We start from the raw sequence: 13,625 nt of genomic DNA on the forward strand, positions 1-13,625 counted from the left end.
AAGTGCCAGGATGGTGACTCACTGAACTATTTCCCCGCGAGCCATTTTTATGATGATGCTATTTTTCACCGTGGCAATGGTGCACATCGTTGCGCTAATGAGCCCCGGCCCCGACTTTTTCTTCGTGTCTCAAACTGCTGTCAGCCGTTCGCGTAAAGAAGCGATGATGGGCGTACTGGGCATTACCTGCGGCGTGATGGTATGGGCGGGCGTGGCGCTGCTTGGCCTGCATCTCATCATCGAAAAAATGGCCTGGCTGCATACGATCATTATGGTAGGCGGCGGCCTGTACCTGTGCTGGATGGGCTATCAGATGCTGCGCGGCGCGCTGAAAAAACAGGATGCGGCGGCGTCTTCTCCGCACATTGAACTGGCGCAGAGCGGGCGCAGCTTTCTCAAAGGGCTGCTGACCAATCTGTCGAATCCTAAAGCGATTATCTATTTTGGTTCCGTTTTTTCACTTTTTGTCGGCGATAACGTCGGCGCTGCGGCGCGCTGGGGTATTTTCGCGTTAATTACCCTGGAAACGCTGGCCTGGTTTACCGTAGTCGCCAGCCTGTTCGCGCTGCCGAAAATGCGCCGCGGCTATCAGCGTCTGGCGAAATGGATTGATGGCTTTGCCGGCGCTCTGTTTGCGGGCTTTGGTATTCACCTGATTATTTCGCGCTAATTTACCTCCGGGCCGGATAAACATCATCCGGCACGACTATCACGCGTGTCTTGCCGACGCCAGGAGCGCGCCTACCAGCATAAACAACGAACCAAACGCTTTATTCAGCGCCTTCATCTGCTTTGGTCCTTTAATCCAGGCGGCAATGCGCTGCGCCAGCGTGGCGTAACCGGTCATCACAATCATATCCACCACAATCGTAGTGACGCCGAGAATGAGGTACTGCGCCAGTTGCGGTTGCTGCGGCATGATGAATTGCGGAAACAGGGCGGCAAGAAAGACAATACTTTTGGGATTGGTTAGATTGACAAATATCGCCCGTTTGAACAGCCGACCCCGCGATTGCGTCTGGGCGAGGGTATGCAGATCGATAGCGCCTGCGGCGCGCCATTGCTGGATACCCAGCCAGATAAGATAAGCCGCGCCAGCCCATTTCAGGATTTCAAAAGCGATGAGCGAGCGCGAAAAGAGCGTACCCAGTCCGACGCCCACCAGTACGATATGTATCCCCAGCCCGGTCTGGAGTCCGGCGATAGAAGCCACTGCGCCACGATATCCATGGTTGATAGACGTCGTCATGGTATTGATGGCGCCTGAACCCGGAGAAAGACTCAACAGAATTGAGGTCAGTAGATAGGCGAACCACCATTCAAAGGTCATGCGAAACTCCCTGGTTGTCTGTTTTTGTGCCACAATACGCTACTGCCGCTGTGTTGTGTCAGGCACGACGCAAAAAACGATTTTACCTGGTAAACGAGGCCGAAAACCCGATGTTTCAGCAGCAAAATGACTGGGAAACAAGAGAAAATGCGTTTGCCGCTTTTGCTATGGGGCCGCTGACCGATTTCTGGCGTCAGCGGGAAGAGGCGGAGTTTATCGGCGTGGGTAACATTCCGGTGCGCTTTGTCCGTTTTCGAAATGATTCCAACGATCGGACGATCGTCATTTGTCCTGGCCGCATTGAGAGTTATGTAAAATACGCTGAACTGGCGTATGACCTTTTTCATCTCGGTTTTGATATCTTCATCATTGACCACCGTGGTCAAGGGCGCTCCGGGCGGATGTTATCGGACCCGCATCGGGGTCATGTTGATCATTTTAACGATTATGTTGAGGACTTAGCGGCGTTCTGGCAGCAGGAAATTGAGCCGGGGCCGTGGCGTAAGCGTTATATCCTGGCGCACTCAATGGGGGGCGCGATAGCCACCCTGTTCCTGCAACGCCATCGTGTGCGGTGCGACGCTATTGCGCTCACCGCGCCGATGTTTGGTATTGTGATACGCTTGCCTTCCTTTATGGTGCGCCATATTCTCGACTGGGCCGAGGGGCACCAGCGTATCCGTGAAGATTACGCTATTGGTACCGGTCAGTGGCGGGCGTTGCCGTTTGGGATGAATGCGCTGACCCACAGCCGCCAGCGTTATCAGCGCAACTTACGATTTTATGCCGACGAGCCGCAGCTGCGCGTTGGCGGCCCCACCTGGCATTGGGTACGCGAAGGCATTCTGGCGGGTGAGCAGGTACTGGCCGGGGCGAGCGATGACACGACGCCTACGCTACTGATTCAGGCGGAAGAAGAGCGGGTAGTGGATAACCGCACCCACGATCGTTTTTGTGAAATTCGCGCCGCGGCGGGATACCCTTGTGAAGGGGGAAAACCGCTGGTTATCAAAGGCGCGTACCATGAGATCCTTTTTGAAAAGGACGCCATGCGCTCAGTCGCGCTTAACGCCATTGTTGAATTTTTCAACAAGCCTAATTTATCCAGCGGAAATCGCTTTGCTTAGAGGTTAAATTTTATTATGTATCAGGTTGTTGCGTCTGATTTAGATGGCACGCTGCTCTCCCCCGACCATACGTTGTCCCCTTATGCCAAAGAGACTCTGAAGCTGTTGACCGCACGCGGCATCCATTTTGTCTTTGCCACTGGTCGTCATCATGTCGATGTAGGGCAAATCCGCGATAATCTTGAAATCAAGTCTTACATGATCACCTCCAACGGCGCGCGAGTGCACGATACCGACGGGAATTTGGTTTTTACGCATAATCTGGACAGCGACATTGCCAGCGACCTGTTCGGCGTGGTGAATGCGAACCCGGACATCGTGACTAACGTTTATCGCGACGACGAATGGTTTATGAATCGTCATCGCCCCGATGAAATGCGTTTTTTCAAAGAGGCGGTATTTAACTACTCGTTGTTTGAGCCTGCGCTGCTGGAGCCGGAGGGCGTCAGCAAAGTGTTTTTCACCAGCGACACTCATGAAAAGTTGTTGCCGCTGGAGCAGGCGATTAACGCGCGCTGGGGCGATCGGGTAAACGTGAGCTTCTCTACGCTAACCTGTCTGGAAGTGATGGCGGGCGGAGTGTCGAAAGGTCATGCGCTGGAAGCGGTCGCTCAGGCGATGGGGTACAGCCTGAAAGAGTGTATCGCCTTTGGCGACGGAATGAACGACGCTGAAATGCTCACGATGGCGGGCAAAGGCTGCATCATGGGCAATGCGCACCAGCGTCTGAAAGACCTGTATCCCGAACTTGAGGTGATCGGCATCAACGCGGATAACGCCGTGCCGCATTACCTGCGCGATCTTTTCTTACGCTGATGTGATTGTTTGTTAGTTGACCAGTTGTCAACTTCACTCTCCGCTACAATGGGTGTTCCCTGTTTTAAGAGACATCCATTGTGGCGCTACTCATCATTACCACTATCCTGTGGGCTTTCTCCTTTAGTTTATTTGGCGAGTATCTTGCCGGGCATGTCGATAGCTATTTCGCGGTGCTGATACGCGTTGGGCTGGCGGCGCTCGTTTTTCTGCCGTTTTTGCGTTCTCGCGGGCACAACCTAAAAACCATCAGCCTGTATATGCTGGTGGGGGCGATGCAGCTTGGCATCATGTATATGTTGAGCTTCCATGCTTACCTCTACCTGACCGTATCCGAACTGCTGCTGTTTACCGTTCTGACGCCGCTCTATATCACGCTGATTTACGATGTGATGAGTCAGCGTCGTTTGCGCTGGGGCTATGCATTTAGCGCGTTGTTGGCGGTGATTGGCGCCGGGATTATTCGCTACGATCGCGTGACCGACCATTTTTGGGTCGGTTTGCTCCTGGTGCAGCTTTCTAATATCAGTTTCGCTATCGGAATGGTGGGGTATAAACGTCTGATGGAGACCCGTCCCATGCCGCAGCACAACGCCTTTGCGTGGTTCTATCTGGGGGCGTTTTTGGTGGCGGCGGTGGCGTGGTCGCTGTTGGGGAACGCGCAAAAGCTGCCGGAAACCACGCTGCAATGGAGCATTCTGGTGTTTCTCGGCGTGGTGGCGTCCGGCATTGGCTACTTTATGTGGAACTATGGCGCTACCCAGGTAGACGCCGGGACGCTGGGTATCATGAATAATATGCATGTTCCCGCAGGACTGCTGGTTAATCTTGCCATCTGGCATCAGCAGCCCCACTGGCCAAGCTTTATTACAGGCGCGGCTGTGATCCTGGCTTCGCTGTGGGTGCATCGAAAATGGGTCGCTCCGCGCTCCGCACAAACGGCAGATGATCGCAGGCGTGATCCCGCGTCGAGCGAATAAACGCCTCGGTCACCGCCTGACGCTGGTCGCCGTCGCGCACGGCGGCATACAGGCGGCTCCACAGACCATCACCCAGGGTTTTGGTCACCACCAGACCCTGGCGCTCAACGCTTTCCACCACCCAGTGCGGCAGGGCGGCAATGCCCATTCTGGCCGCCACCATCTGAATCAGCAGTAGCGTATTATCCACGCTTTTCAGCAGCGGACTGATACCCGCCGGTTGCAGGAAATGTCGCCAGACATCCAGTCGGCTGCGCTGCACCGGGTAAATCAACAGCGTTTCGCTGGCTAAATCTTCCGGCGTAATCTGCGTTTTGCTGGCCAGCGGATGGTCGGGCGCCAGCACCAGTCGGACTTCAAAATCAAACATCGGCGAATAATGCAGCCCGCTGCGCGGCAAAATATCCGACGTCATCACCAAATCCAGCTCGCCCTGTTGCAAGGCCGGTTGCGGATCAAAAGTGACGCCGGATGTGAAATCCATTTCTACCTGCGGCCAGCTTGCACGGAAGTTTTCCAGCGCCGGGGTCAACCACTGAATACAGCTATGACATTCAATAGCGATGCGCAGACGAGTTTGCTGCGGTTCGTTGCACGCCTGCAGCGCACGGCTGATTTGCGGCAGCACCTGGTTTGCCAGTTGCAGCAGAACTTCCCCCTGCGGCGTAAAGCGCAGCGGCTGGCTTTTACGCACGAACAGGCGGAAGCCAAGGCGTTGTTCCAGATCGCTGAACTGATGAGACAGAGCGGATTGGGTCTGGTGCAGCACCGCAGCAGCAGCAGCCAGCGATCCACTATTCCGCAATGCCTGGAGTGTTTTCAGATGTTTAATTTCGATCATGAAAGTCCTTCACTTCGCCATGAACAAATTGCGCTTGAGGAATATACAGTACCTTTACATTATGGATGTGTAAACATCCAGACGTCTAAAACTCGTCATATTTCGACTTGCAGATGCGTTGGCTTCCTTGCTTACCCCAGTCACTTACTTCAGTAAGCTCCTGGGGATGCGCTGTGTCGCCGCCTTCCTGCAAGCCGAACTATTTAGAGTTTTACTTTCAGATTCAATAAAATAAGAGAGGAAGTAAAATGACAATATTGACTCATACCCTCGGTTTTCCTCGCGTTGGCCTGCGTCGCGAGTTGAAAAAAGCGCAAGAGAGCTACTGGGCGGGGAACTCAACGCGTGAAGCGTTACTGGCGGTGGGGCGCGAACTGCGCGCGCGTCACTGGGAGCAGCAGAAACAAGCGGATATTGACCTGTTACCGGTAGGCGACTTTGCCTGGTACGACCATGTTCTGACCACCAGCCTGCTGTTAGGCAATGTGCCGGCTCGTCATCAGAACAACGACGGTTCCGTGGACATCGACACTCTGTTCCGCATTGGCCGCGGTCGCGCGCCAACCGGCGAACCGGCGGCGGCAGCGGAAATGACCAAATGGTTTAATACTAACTATCACTACATAGTACCGGAGTTCAGCAAAGGCCAGCAGTTCAGACTCACCTGGACACAGTTGCTGGAGGAAGTGGACGAAGCGCTGGCGCTGGGGCATAAGATCAAACCCGTACTGCTGGGGCCTGTCACGTATCTGTGGCTGGGTAAAGTGAAAGGCGAACCGTTTGACCGCCTGACGTTGCTGAAAGACATTTTGCCGGTGTATCAGCACGTGCTGGCTGAACTGGCGAAGCGTGGTATTGAGTGGGTCCAAATTGATGAGCCAGCGCTGGTGCTGGAACTGCCGCAGGCGTGGCTGGATGCCTTCAAACCGGCTTACGACGCGCTCGCCGGCCAGGTGAAGCTGTTGCTGACGACCTATTTTGAAGGCGTGACGCCAAACCTGGACACTATTATCGCGCTACCGGTACAGGGGTTACATGTTGACCTCATTCATGGCAAAGATGATGTAGCGGAACTGCATCAACGTCTGCCGGTCGACTGGCTGCTTTCCGCAGGCTTGATTAACGGGCGTAATGTCTGGCGCGCCGATTTGACCGAAAAATACGCGCAGATTAACGCCCTTGTGGGCAAACGCGCGCTGTGGGTAGCATCCTCCTGCTCTTTGCTGCACAGCCCGATCGATCTCAGCGTCGAAACGCGTCTGGATACGGAAGTTAAAAGCTGGTTTGCCTTTGCGCTGCAAAAATGCGGTGAACTGGCGTTGCTGCGCGATGCGCTGAACAGCGGCGAAACGGCGGCGCTTGAGGAATGGAGCGCACCGATTCAGGCTCGTCGTCACTCCCGTCGCGTACATAATGCCGCGGTAGAAAAACGCCTGGCGGCGATCACCGCGCAGGACAGCCAGCGTGAGAATCCGTATGAGGTGCGCGCTGAAGCGCAACGCGCCCGCTTTAAACTTCCCGCCTGGCCGACGACGACTATCGGTTCGTTTCCGCAAACCACGGAAATTCGCGGCCTGCGTCTGGACTTCAAAAAGGGCAACCTCGACGCGAATAACTACCGCACCGGCATCGCCGAACATATCAAACAGGCTATCATCGAGCAGGAGCGTTTAGGGCTGGATGTGCTGGTACACGGCGAAGCCGAGCGAAACGACATGGTGGAATACTTCGGCGAGCATCTGGACGGCTTCGTCTTTACCCAGAATGGTTGGGTGCAAAGCTATGGCTCCCGCTGTGTGAAACCGCCGGTAGTGATTGGCGATATCAGCCGTCCGGCACCGATTACCGTGGAGTGGGCGAAATATGCCCAGTCGCTGACCGACAAGCCGGTAAAAGGGATGTTGACCGGCCCGGTGACTATTCTTTGCTGGTCATTCCCCCGCGAAGACGTGACCCGCGAAACGATTGCGAAACAGATTGCGCTGGCGCTGCGTGATGAAGTTGCGGATCTGGAGGCGGCGGGGATTGGGATTATTCAGATCGACGAACCGGCGCTGCGCGAAGGTCTACCGCTGCGTCGCAGCGACTGGGACGCCTATCTGGAATGGGGTGTGGAAGCCTTCCGCATCAACGCGGCGGTGGCGAAGGATGAAACCCAGATCCACACCCACATGTGTTACTGCGAGTTCAATGACATTATGGATTCGATCGCCGCGCTGGATGCGGATGTGATCACCATTGAGACCTCCCGCTCGGATATGGAGTTGCTGGAGTCGTTCGAAGCGTTCGACTACCCGAACGAAATCGGGCCGGGCGTGTACGATATTCACTCGCCGAACGTGCCGAGCGTCGAGTGGATTGAAGCCCTGCTGAAGAAGGCGGCACAGCGTATTCCGGCACAACGCCTGTGGGTGAATCCGGACTGCGGTCTGAAAACTCGCGGTTGGCCGGAAACCCGCGCGGCGTTAGCGAACATGGTCAAAGCGGCGCATAATCTGCGTCAGGCGAAATAGCCCATCCTGACCGCTGCGTTTATCCGGCAGCAATGCGGCGCTACCCTTTGACGGGTAGCGCCCGTGCCTGACCTGATTAACAGCGCCTCTTTCTTCTCATTTCCCTTTTTCTTATTTTCCGCGCTGTCTTTTTCAGGATCTGGCTATTTGGCGATCTTGATAATAAAAAGGTTCTCCGTATGAATGACAACCAGGCGGATAGCGTCCCCGGAAGCAGCGCGGCGGCTTTTATTGCCTCGCAGATCGTTTTTCCTGTCATGATCGCCCAGCGCTCTCATAGCACAAAACGAGGTTTTCCATTCTGTTATGTTCCCTGGCGACGATAAACGTCGCATTGTCTCATGGCGCTGGTGAACCTTATTTTTTAACGGAGATGTCTGACATGGCGGTAGCAGGTTGTCACGTAATGGCCAAACCCGGCGGCGCGATCTGCAATATTGATTGCACATATTGCTTCTATCTTGAAAAAGAGGCGCTGTACCCGGAACGCAATAAAAACTGGCGAATGTCGGACGAGACGCTGGAACAGTTTATACGCCAGCATATTGCCGCGCAGAGTGGCGACCGCATTGACTTTGCCTGGCAGGGCGGCGAACCGACCATGATGGGGCTACCGTTTTTCCGTCGGGTTGTCGCATTATGTGAAAAGTACGGCGATGGGCGAAAAATCACTCATGCGTTGCAGACGAACGGCATCCTGGTGAATGACGAGTGGGCGCGCTTTTTCGCTGAACAGCATTTTCTCATCGGTCTCTCTATCGACGGCCCGGCGTCGTTACACAACCACTATCGGCTTAATCGCGCTGGAAAAGGAACTCATGAACAGGTCGTCGCAGCAATGGCGCGGCTTAAAGCGCACCATGTCGACTTTAATACCTTAACCGTCGTGGGAAAACATAACGTCGGTCATGCAGCAGACGTCTACGAATTTCTTCTGGCGGCGGGATCGCGTTTTATTCAGTTTATCCCGCTGGTAGAGCGAATGAGCACCGATAACTCATCGGTACTTAATCTGGTGATGCCCGGCGAAAGCGCGGCGACGCTGGCGCCATGGACGGTACCGTCGTGGCAATATGGCGAATTTCTCAACCAGATCTTTGATATCTGGGTTCGTCGCGACGTAGACCGCGTCTATGTGCAGATGTTTGACGTGGCGTTAGCCGCCTGGACGGCGCAGCAGCCGGTACTGTGTGTACATTCCGAGACTTGTGGACATGCCTTCGCGTTGGAGTCGAACGGCGATCTCTACAACTGCGACCACTTTGTCTACCCGGAGCATCTGCTGGGGAATATCCACCAACACAGCATCAAAACCTTAAATAATAGCGAGCGGGCTATTGCCTTTGGTGAGGCCAAGCGGGAGACCCTGACCGCCGATTGTCGTCGCTGTGACTACCGCTTTGCGTGTCATGGCGGCTGTCCGAAGCATCGCTTTGCCGTCTCGCCGTCCGGTCATCCTGCGCATAATTACTTGTGTGCGGGCTATAAGCATTTTTTCCAGCACGTTACGCCGTATATGAATGTCTGGCGGGAGCTGCTGGCGCAAGGCTATCCGATGGCATCGATCATGCGCTGGCTGGCGCAGGACTCGCGTAAAGACACAGGAGCCGTCAGTCGTAACCATCTCTGTCCCTGCGGCAGCGGCAAAAAATATAAAAAATGCTGTGGTAAAGCATAGCTAACGTGGCGATGACGCTTTGTTGAGCCTATACCGACTCCGGTCTCGTAGGCCCAACAAACATCGTAATGCGCTGTGGTTAGCCTTTTTTCCCGCCGTACTGAGCGAACCATTCCAGCATTCTTTGCCAGCCGTCTTTCGCTGAGGCTTCGTGGTAGCCCGGACGATAATCGGCATTAAACGCGTGCCCTGCATCGGGATAGACCACGATTTCCGCCTTCGCATTAGCGGCGCGTAGCGCCTGACGCATGGTTTCCACGCTCTCCTGTGGAATACTGGTATCCTGTCCGCCGTATAAACCCAGTACCGGCGCGTTAAGATCGGTGGCGATATCAATGGGATGCTTCGGCGAATTGAGTGACGTGTCGCCCACCAGCTTGCCGTACCACGCTACCGCCGCTTTTAACTGTGGGTTGTGCGCGGCGTATAGCCAGGTAATTCGGCCTCCCCAACAAAAACCGGTGATCATCAGCCGATGCGCATCCCCGCCGTTGCGCGAAGCCCAACTGGCGACGTGATCCAGGTCGGCAAGGACTTGCGAATCGGGTACTTTAGCCACCAGCCCGCTCAATAATGTGGGTATATCGGCGAAATCATTGGGGTCGCCTTCGCGGAAATAGAGCTCCGGCGCGATAGCGAGATAGCCTTCCAGCGCCAGTCGTCGGCAAATATCGCGAATGTGTTCATGTACGCCAAAAATTTCCTGTACCACAATGACCACAGGCAGCGCGCCGTCGCTTGCCTTTGGTCTGGCGTAATAGGCTGGCATATCGTCGCCCTGAGAGGGAATCGACGTTATCCCCGCGCTAATGGCCCCATCAGGCGTATGAATCATCGTAGGGGCAAGTGGGGAAGCTGCAGGTGCAAAGCCGGATGGATGTGTCGTTGTCATGGTATTCTCCGTACCCTTAAAAAATAGCGCAATCTTAACTATAGACAGTGTGTAACAAACCACATTGCCTTAAAGCGGCTATCTTTTGTGCAATGCCTGGCGATATTGATTATTTATTGTGATACGCATCACTTTTTAATGGTAAACGAGTGCAATTGTTTTACATCATAGTGATGGCTGTCACGAAAATATCTTTATGCCTTAGGTAAAGTGTCTCTTTGCTTCTTCTGACAAACCCGATTCACAGAGGAGTTTTATATGTCCAAGTCTGATGTTTTTCATCTCGGCCTCACCAAAAACGATTTACAAGGGGCCCAGCTCGCCATCGTCCCTGGCGATCCTGAGCGTGTGGAAAAGATCGCCGCGCTGATGGATAAGCCGGTTAAGCTGGCATCTCACCGCGAATTCACCTCCTGGCGCGCTGAGCTGGATGGCAAAGCAGTTATCGTTTGCTCTACCGGTATCGGCGGCCCGTCTACCTCTATTGCCGTGGAAGAACTGGCGCAACTGGGTATTCGTACCTTCTTGCGTATCGGCACCACGGGGGCTATTCAGCCGCACATCAACGTCGGCGACGTTCTGGTAACGACCGCATCCGTACGTCTGGATGGGGCGAGCCTGCATTTTGCGCCGATGGAATTCCCGGCGGTTGCCGACTTTGCTTGCACCACCGCGCTGGTTGAAGCCGCGAAATCGATTGGCGCCACGACTCACGTTGGCGTAACCGCCTCTTCCGACACTTTCTATCCGGGTCAGGAACGTTACGACACCTATTCTGGCCGCGTTGTGCGTCGCTTCAAAGGCTCTATGGAAGAGTGGCAGGCGATGGGCGTAATGAACTACGAAATGGAATCCGCTACGCTGTTAACCATGTGCGCAAGCCAGGGGTTACGCGCAGGTATGGTGGCGGGCGTTATCGTCAACCGTACCCAACAAGAGATTCCGAATGCGGAAACGATGAAACAAACTGAAAGCCACGCGGTGAAAATCGTCGTGGAAGCGGCCCGTCGTCTGCTGTAATTCTCCTCTCTTTTGCAAAGGCCGACGCGTTCGGCCTTTTCTTTTTGCGTGGCGCCTCGCAGGAAATCCCTTTTAAACTGGACGTTTATACAGCACAATTCTATTTTGTGCAGGACAGTGTGGTTCCAGGAGAGGTGTTGTGGATATTACTCTTATGATAAGCGCCGTCGTGGCGCTGGCGGCTGGGGCGGTGATTGGCTGGCTGGCGACGAAAGCGCACGCCGATCAAATCCGCGCCGATCTTATCGAAGAACGGCGTGAGCTGGATATCGAACTTAGCGCGGCCCGGCAGCAATTAGCGCAAGAAGCGCACTGGCGCAGTGAATGCGAGTTACTTAATAACGAACTGCGTAGCCTGCACAGTATTAATACCTCTCTGGAAGCCGATCTGCGTGAAGTCACGACCCGTCTGGAAGCGACTCAACAACACGCGGAAGACAAAATCCGTCAGATGATCAACAGCGAACAGCGTTTAAGCGAGCAGTTTGAAAATCTGGCGAACCGTATCTTTGAACACAGTAATCGTCGCGTAGACGAACAAAACCGACAAAGCCTGAATAGCCTGCTGACGCCGCTGCGTGAGCAACTGGACGGTTTTCGCCGCCAGGTTCAGGAGAGTTTTGGCAAAGAAGCGCAGGAGCGGCATACGCTGGCGCACGAAATTCGTAATTTGCAGCAGCTTAACGCGCAAATGGCGCAGGAAGCGATCAACCTGACGCGCGCCCTGAAAGGGGACAATAAGGCGCAAGGAAACTGGGGCGAAGTTGTGCTGGCGCGGGTACTGGAGGCATCCGGACTGCGTGAAGGCTACGAATACGAAACCCAGGTCAGCATTGAGAACGATGCGCGCTCGCGGATGCAGCCGGATGTCATCGTCCGCTTGCCGCAGGGCAAAGATGTGGTCATCGATGCTAAAATGACGTTGGTCGCCTACGAGCGTTACTTTAACGCTGAAGATGACTACACGCGCGAGGCCGCTTTACAAGAGCACATCGCCTCGGTGCGCAATCATATTCGCTTACTGGGGCGCAAAGACTATCAGCAGCTTCCCGGCCTCCGCTCGCTGGATTATGTTCTGATGTTTATCCCCGTAGAACCCGCTTTCCTGCTGGCGTTAGATAAACAGCCCGAACTGATAACCGAGGCGCTGAAAAATAACATTATGCTGGTAAGCCCCACGACGCTGCTGGTGGCGTTACGGACAATCGCCAACCTGTGGCGCTATGAACACCAGAGCCGCAATGCGCAGCACATCGCGGACAGAGCCAGTAAGCTCTACGATAAAATGCGATTGTTCGTTGATGATATGTCAGCGATCGGTCAGAGTCTGGATAAAGCGCAGGATAACTACCGCCAGGCGATGAAAAAACTTGCGTCGGGGCGTGGCAACGTTTTGGCGCAGGCGGAGGCCTTCCGGGGGCTAGGCGTGGAAATCAAACGCGAGATTAATCCGGATTTAGCGGAACAGGCCGTTACGCAAGATGAAGAATATCGTTTACGATCGATCCCTGAAGAGCGGCAGGATGAACATTATCCCAATGATGAACGGGTGAAGCAGCAGTTAAGTTAACCCATACGGAGTAGTTTAGTCCTGGCGCAGAGTAGGGCAAATTGGCCCAATCTGTTACACTTCTTGAACATTTTTATCGATAAGCAGGCACTGAGATGGTGGAAGATTCACAAGAAACGACGCACTTTGGCTTTCAGACCGTCGCTAAAGAGCAGAAAGCTGACATGGTGGCCCACGTTTTTCATTCTGTGGCGTCAAAGTACGATGTGATGAATGATTTAATGTCATTTGGCATTCATCGTTTGTGGAAGCGCTTCACCATTGATTGCAGTGGCGTGCGTCGTGGACAAACCGTTCTCGATTTAGCGGGCGGTACGGGCGATCTTACCGCGAAATTTTCACGTATGGTCGGGGAAACTGGCAAAGTTATCCTGGCGGATATTAATGATTCTATGCTCAAAATGGGGCGTGAGAAGCTGCGTAATATCGGCGTGATCGGCAACGTAGAGTATGTGCAGGCGAATGCCGAAGCTCTGCCTTTCCCTGATAATACGTTTGATTGCATTACCATTTCGTTTGGTTTGCGCAATGTAACGGAAAAAGAAAAAGCGCTGCGGTCAATGTTCCGTGTGTTGAAACCCGGCGGACGTTTACTGGTGCTTGAATTTTCCAAGCCTATCATTGAGCCGCTGAGTAAAGCGTATGACGCCTATTCTTTCCATATTTTACCGCGTATTGGCTCGATGGTCGCGAACGATGCGGATAGCTATCGGTATCTCGCGGAATCCATCCGTATGCATCCCGATCAGGATACCTTAAAAGCCATGATGCAGGACGCCGGATTTGAGAGCGTGGATTATTACAATCTGACGGCGGGCGTTGTGGCATTGCACCGTGGTTATAAATTCTAGGAGGGTG

The 13,625-nt window shown here is 54.2% G+C and carries 12 protein-coding genes; 9 read left to right on the top strand and 3 right to left on the bottom strand.

Features of this window, described 5'->3' with window-relative positions; all coding sequences use genetic code 11:
• The first annotated feature begins 49 nt into the window (after positions 1-49).
• Positions 50-670: a threonine export protein RhtC gene (gene rhtC, locus NBA72_RS21695; protein ID WP_000980080.1), complete on the top strand. Its 621-nt coding sequence runs from the start codon at positions 50-52 to the stop codon at positions 668-670.
• 39 nt (positions 671-709) lie between these two features.
• On the opposite strand, the gene rhtB is transcribed toward rhtC, so the two are convergent.
• Positions 710-1,330 carry a homoserine/homoserine lactone efflux protein gene (gene rhtB, locus NBA72_RS21700; RefSeq protein ID WP_042949736.1) on the bottom strand — a complete coding sequence of 207 codons (621 nt, stop codon included), beginning with the start codon at positions 1,328-1,330 and terminating at the stop codon, positions 710-712.
• A 110-nt stretch (positions 1,331-1,440) separates the two neighbouring features.
• On the opposite strand from rhtB, the gene pldB reads away from it, so the two are divergent.
• The 3 genes from pldB (at position 1,441) to NBA72_RS21715 (ending at position 4,253) form a co-directional block, all read left to right on the top strand.
• On the top strand, positions 1,441-2,457 hold the full coding sequence (pldB, locus tag NBA72_RS21705) for a lysophospholipase L2 (RefSeq protein ID WP_000487685.1): 1,017 nt from the start codon (positions 1,441-1,443) through the stop codon (positions 2,455-2,457).
• A 15-nt stretch (positions 2,458-2,472) separates the two neighbouring features.
• Positions 2,473-3,273 carry a sugar/pyridoxal phosphate phosphatase YigL gene (gene yigL, locus NBA72_RS21710; RefSeq protein ID WP_000285338.1) on the top strand — a complete coding sequence of 267 codons (801 nt, stop codon included), beginning with the start codon at positions 2,473-2,475 and terminating at the stop codon, positions 3,271-3,273.
• A gap of 80 nt (positions 3,274-3,353) precedes the next feature.
• Complete coding sequence (locus NBA72_RS21715) at positions 3,354-4,253, top strand: carboxylate/amino acid/amine transporter (protein ID WP_001196254.1); 900 nt, start codon at positions 3,354-3,356, stop codon at positions 4,251-4,253.
• Here NBA72_RS21715 and metR read toward each other — a convergent pair.
• Complete coding sequence (gene metR / locus NBA72_RS21720) at positions 4,141-5,094, bottom strand: HTH-type transcriptional regulator MetR (protein WP_000569786.1); 954 nt, start codon at positions 5,092-5,094, stop codon at positions 4,141-4,143. The two genes, NBA72_RS21715 and metR, sit on opposite strands and share 113 nt — an antisense overlap.
• Positions 5,095-5,342: 248 nt before the next feature.
• Here metR and metE point away from each other — a divergent pair, with 248 nt between their 5' ends.
• Entirely contained in the window at positions 5,343-7,607 is a 2,265-nt protein-coding gene (metE, locus tag NBA72_RS21725) for a 5-methyltetrahydropteroyltriglutamate--homocysteine S-methyltransferase (protein WP_042949737.1), read from the top strand.
• Between the two features lie 334 nt (positions 7,608-7,941).
• On the top strand, positions 7,942-9,285 hold the full coding sequence (locus NBA72_RS21730; RefSeq protein WP_023241743.1) for an anaerobic sulfatase maturase: 1,344 nt from the start codon (positions 7,942-7,944) through the stop codon (positions 9,283-9,285).
• 79 nt (positions 9,286-9,364) lie between these two features.
• Here NBA72_RS21730 and NBA72_RS21735 read toward each other — a convergent pair whose 3' ends face one another.
• Positions 9,365-10,177 carry a dienelactone hydrolase family protein gene (locus NBA72_RS21735; RefSeq protein WP_023241744.1) on the bottom strand — a complete coding sequence of 271 codons (813 nt, stop codon included), beginning with the start codon at positions 10,175-10,177 and terminating at the stop codon, positions 9,365-9,367.
• Positions 10,178-10,435: 258 nt separating this feature from the next.
• Here NBA72_RS21735 and udp point away from each other — a divergent pair, with 258 nt between their 5' ends.
• The 3 genes from udp (at position 10,436) to ubiE (ending at position 13,618) form a co-directional block, all read left to right on the top strand.
• The gene (udp, locus tag NBA72_RS21740; protein ID WP_000045169.1) at positions 10,436-11,197 is read left to right on the top strand and encodes a uridine phosphorylase; all 762 of its coding nucleotides are present in this window, start codon (positions 10,436-10,438) and stop codon (positions 11,195-11,197) included.
• Positions 11,198-11,336: 139 nt separating this feature from the next.
• Positions 11,337-12,767: a DNA recombination protein RmuC gene (gene rmuC / locus NBA72_RS21745; protein WP_042949738.1), complete on the top strand. Its 1,431-nt coding sequence runs from the start codon at positions 11,337-11,339 to the stop codon at positions 12,765-12,767.
• A 95-nt stretch (positions 12,768-12,862) separates the two neighbouring features.
• Positions 12,863-13,618 (top strand): bifunctional demethylmenaquinone methyltransferase/2-methoxy-6-polyprenyl-1,4-benzoquinol methylase UbiE, encoded by a 756-nt coding sequence (gene ubiE / locus NBA72_RS21750; protein WP_000229009.1) that lies wholly within the window; start codon positions 12,863-12,865, stop codon positions 13,616-13,618.
• Positions 13,619-13,625 lie beyond the last annotated feature (7 nt).

Source organism: Salmonella sp. NW1250, from assembly GCF_051812965.1.
In the GTDB taxonomy this organism is placed as follows: domain Bacteria; phylum Pseudomonadota; class Gammaproteobacteria; order Enterobacterales; family Enterobacteriaceae; genus Salmonella; species Salmonella enterica.

What these genes read in the sequence shown, in the direction of transcription:
- rhtC (WP_000980080.1), top strand. Translation starts at nt 50, where the DNA reads ATGATGATGCTATTTTTCACCGTGGCAATGGTGCACATCGTTGCGCTA.
- rhtB (WP_042949736.1), bottom strand. Translation starts at nt 1,330, where the DNA reads ATGACCTTTGAATGGTGGTTCGCCTATCTACTGACCTCAATTCTGTTG.
- pldB (WP_000487685.1), top strand. Translation starts at nt 1,441, where the DNA reads ATGTTTCAGCAGCAAAATGACTGGGAAACAAGAGAAAATGCGTTTGCC.
- yigL (WP_000285338.1), top strand. Translation starts at nt 2,473, where the DNA reads ATGTATCAGGTTGTTGCGTCTGATTTAGATGGCACGCTGCTCTCCCCC.
- metR (WP_000569786.1), bottom strand. Translation starts at nt 5,094, where the DNA reads ATGATCGAAATTAAACATCTGAAAACACTCCAGGCATTGCGGAATAGT.
- metE (WP_042949737.1), top strand. Translation starts at nt 5,343, where the DNA reads ATGACAATATTGACTCATACCCTCGGTTTTCCTCGCGTTGGCCTGCGT.
- NBA72_RS21735 (WP_023241744.1), bottom strand. Translation starts at nt 10,177, where the DNA reads ATGACAACGACACATCCATCCGGCTTTGCACCTGCAGCTTCCCCACTT.
- udp (WP_000045169.1), top strand. Translation starts at nt 10,436, where the DNA reads ATGTCCAAGTCTGATGTTTTTCATCTCGGCCTCACCAAAAACGATTTA.
- ubiE (WP_000229009.1), top strand. Translation starts at nt 12,863, where the DNA reads ATGGTGGAAGATTCACAAGAAACGACGCACTTTGGCTTTCAGACCGTC.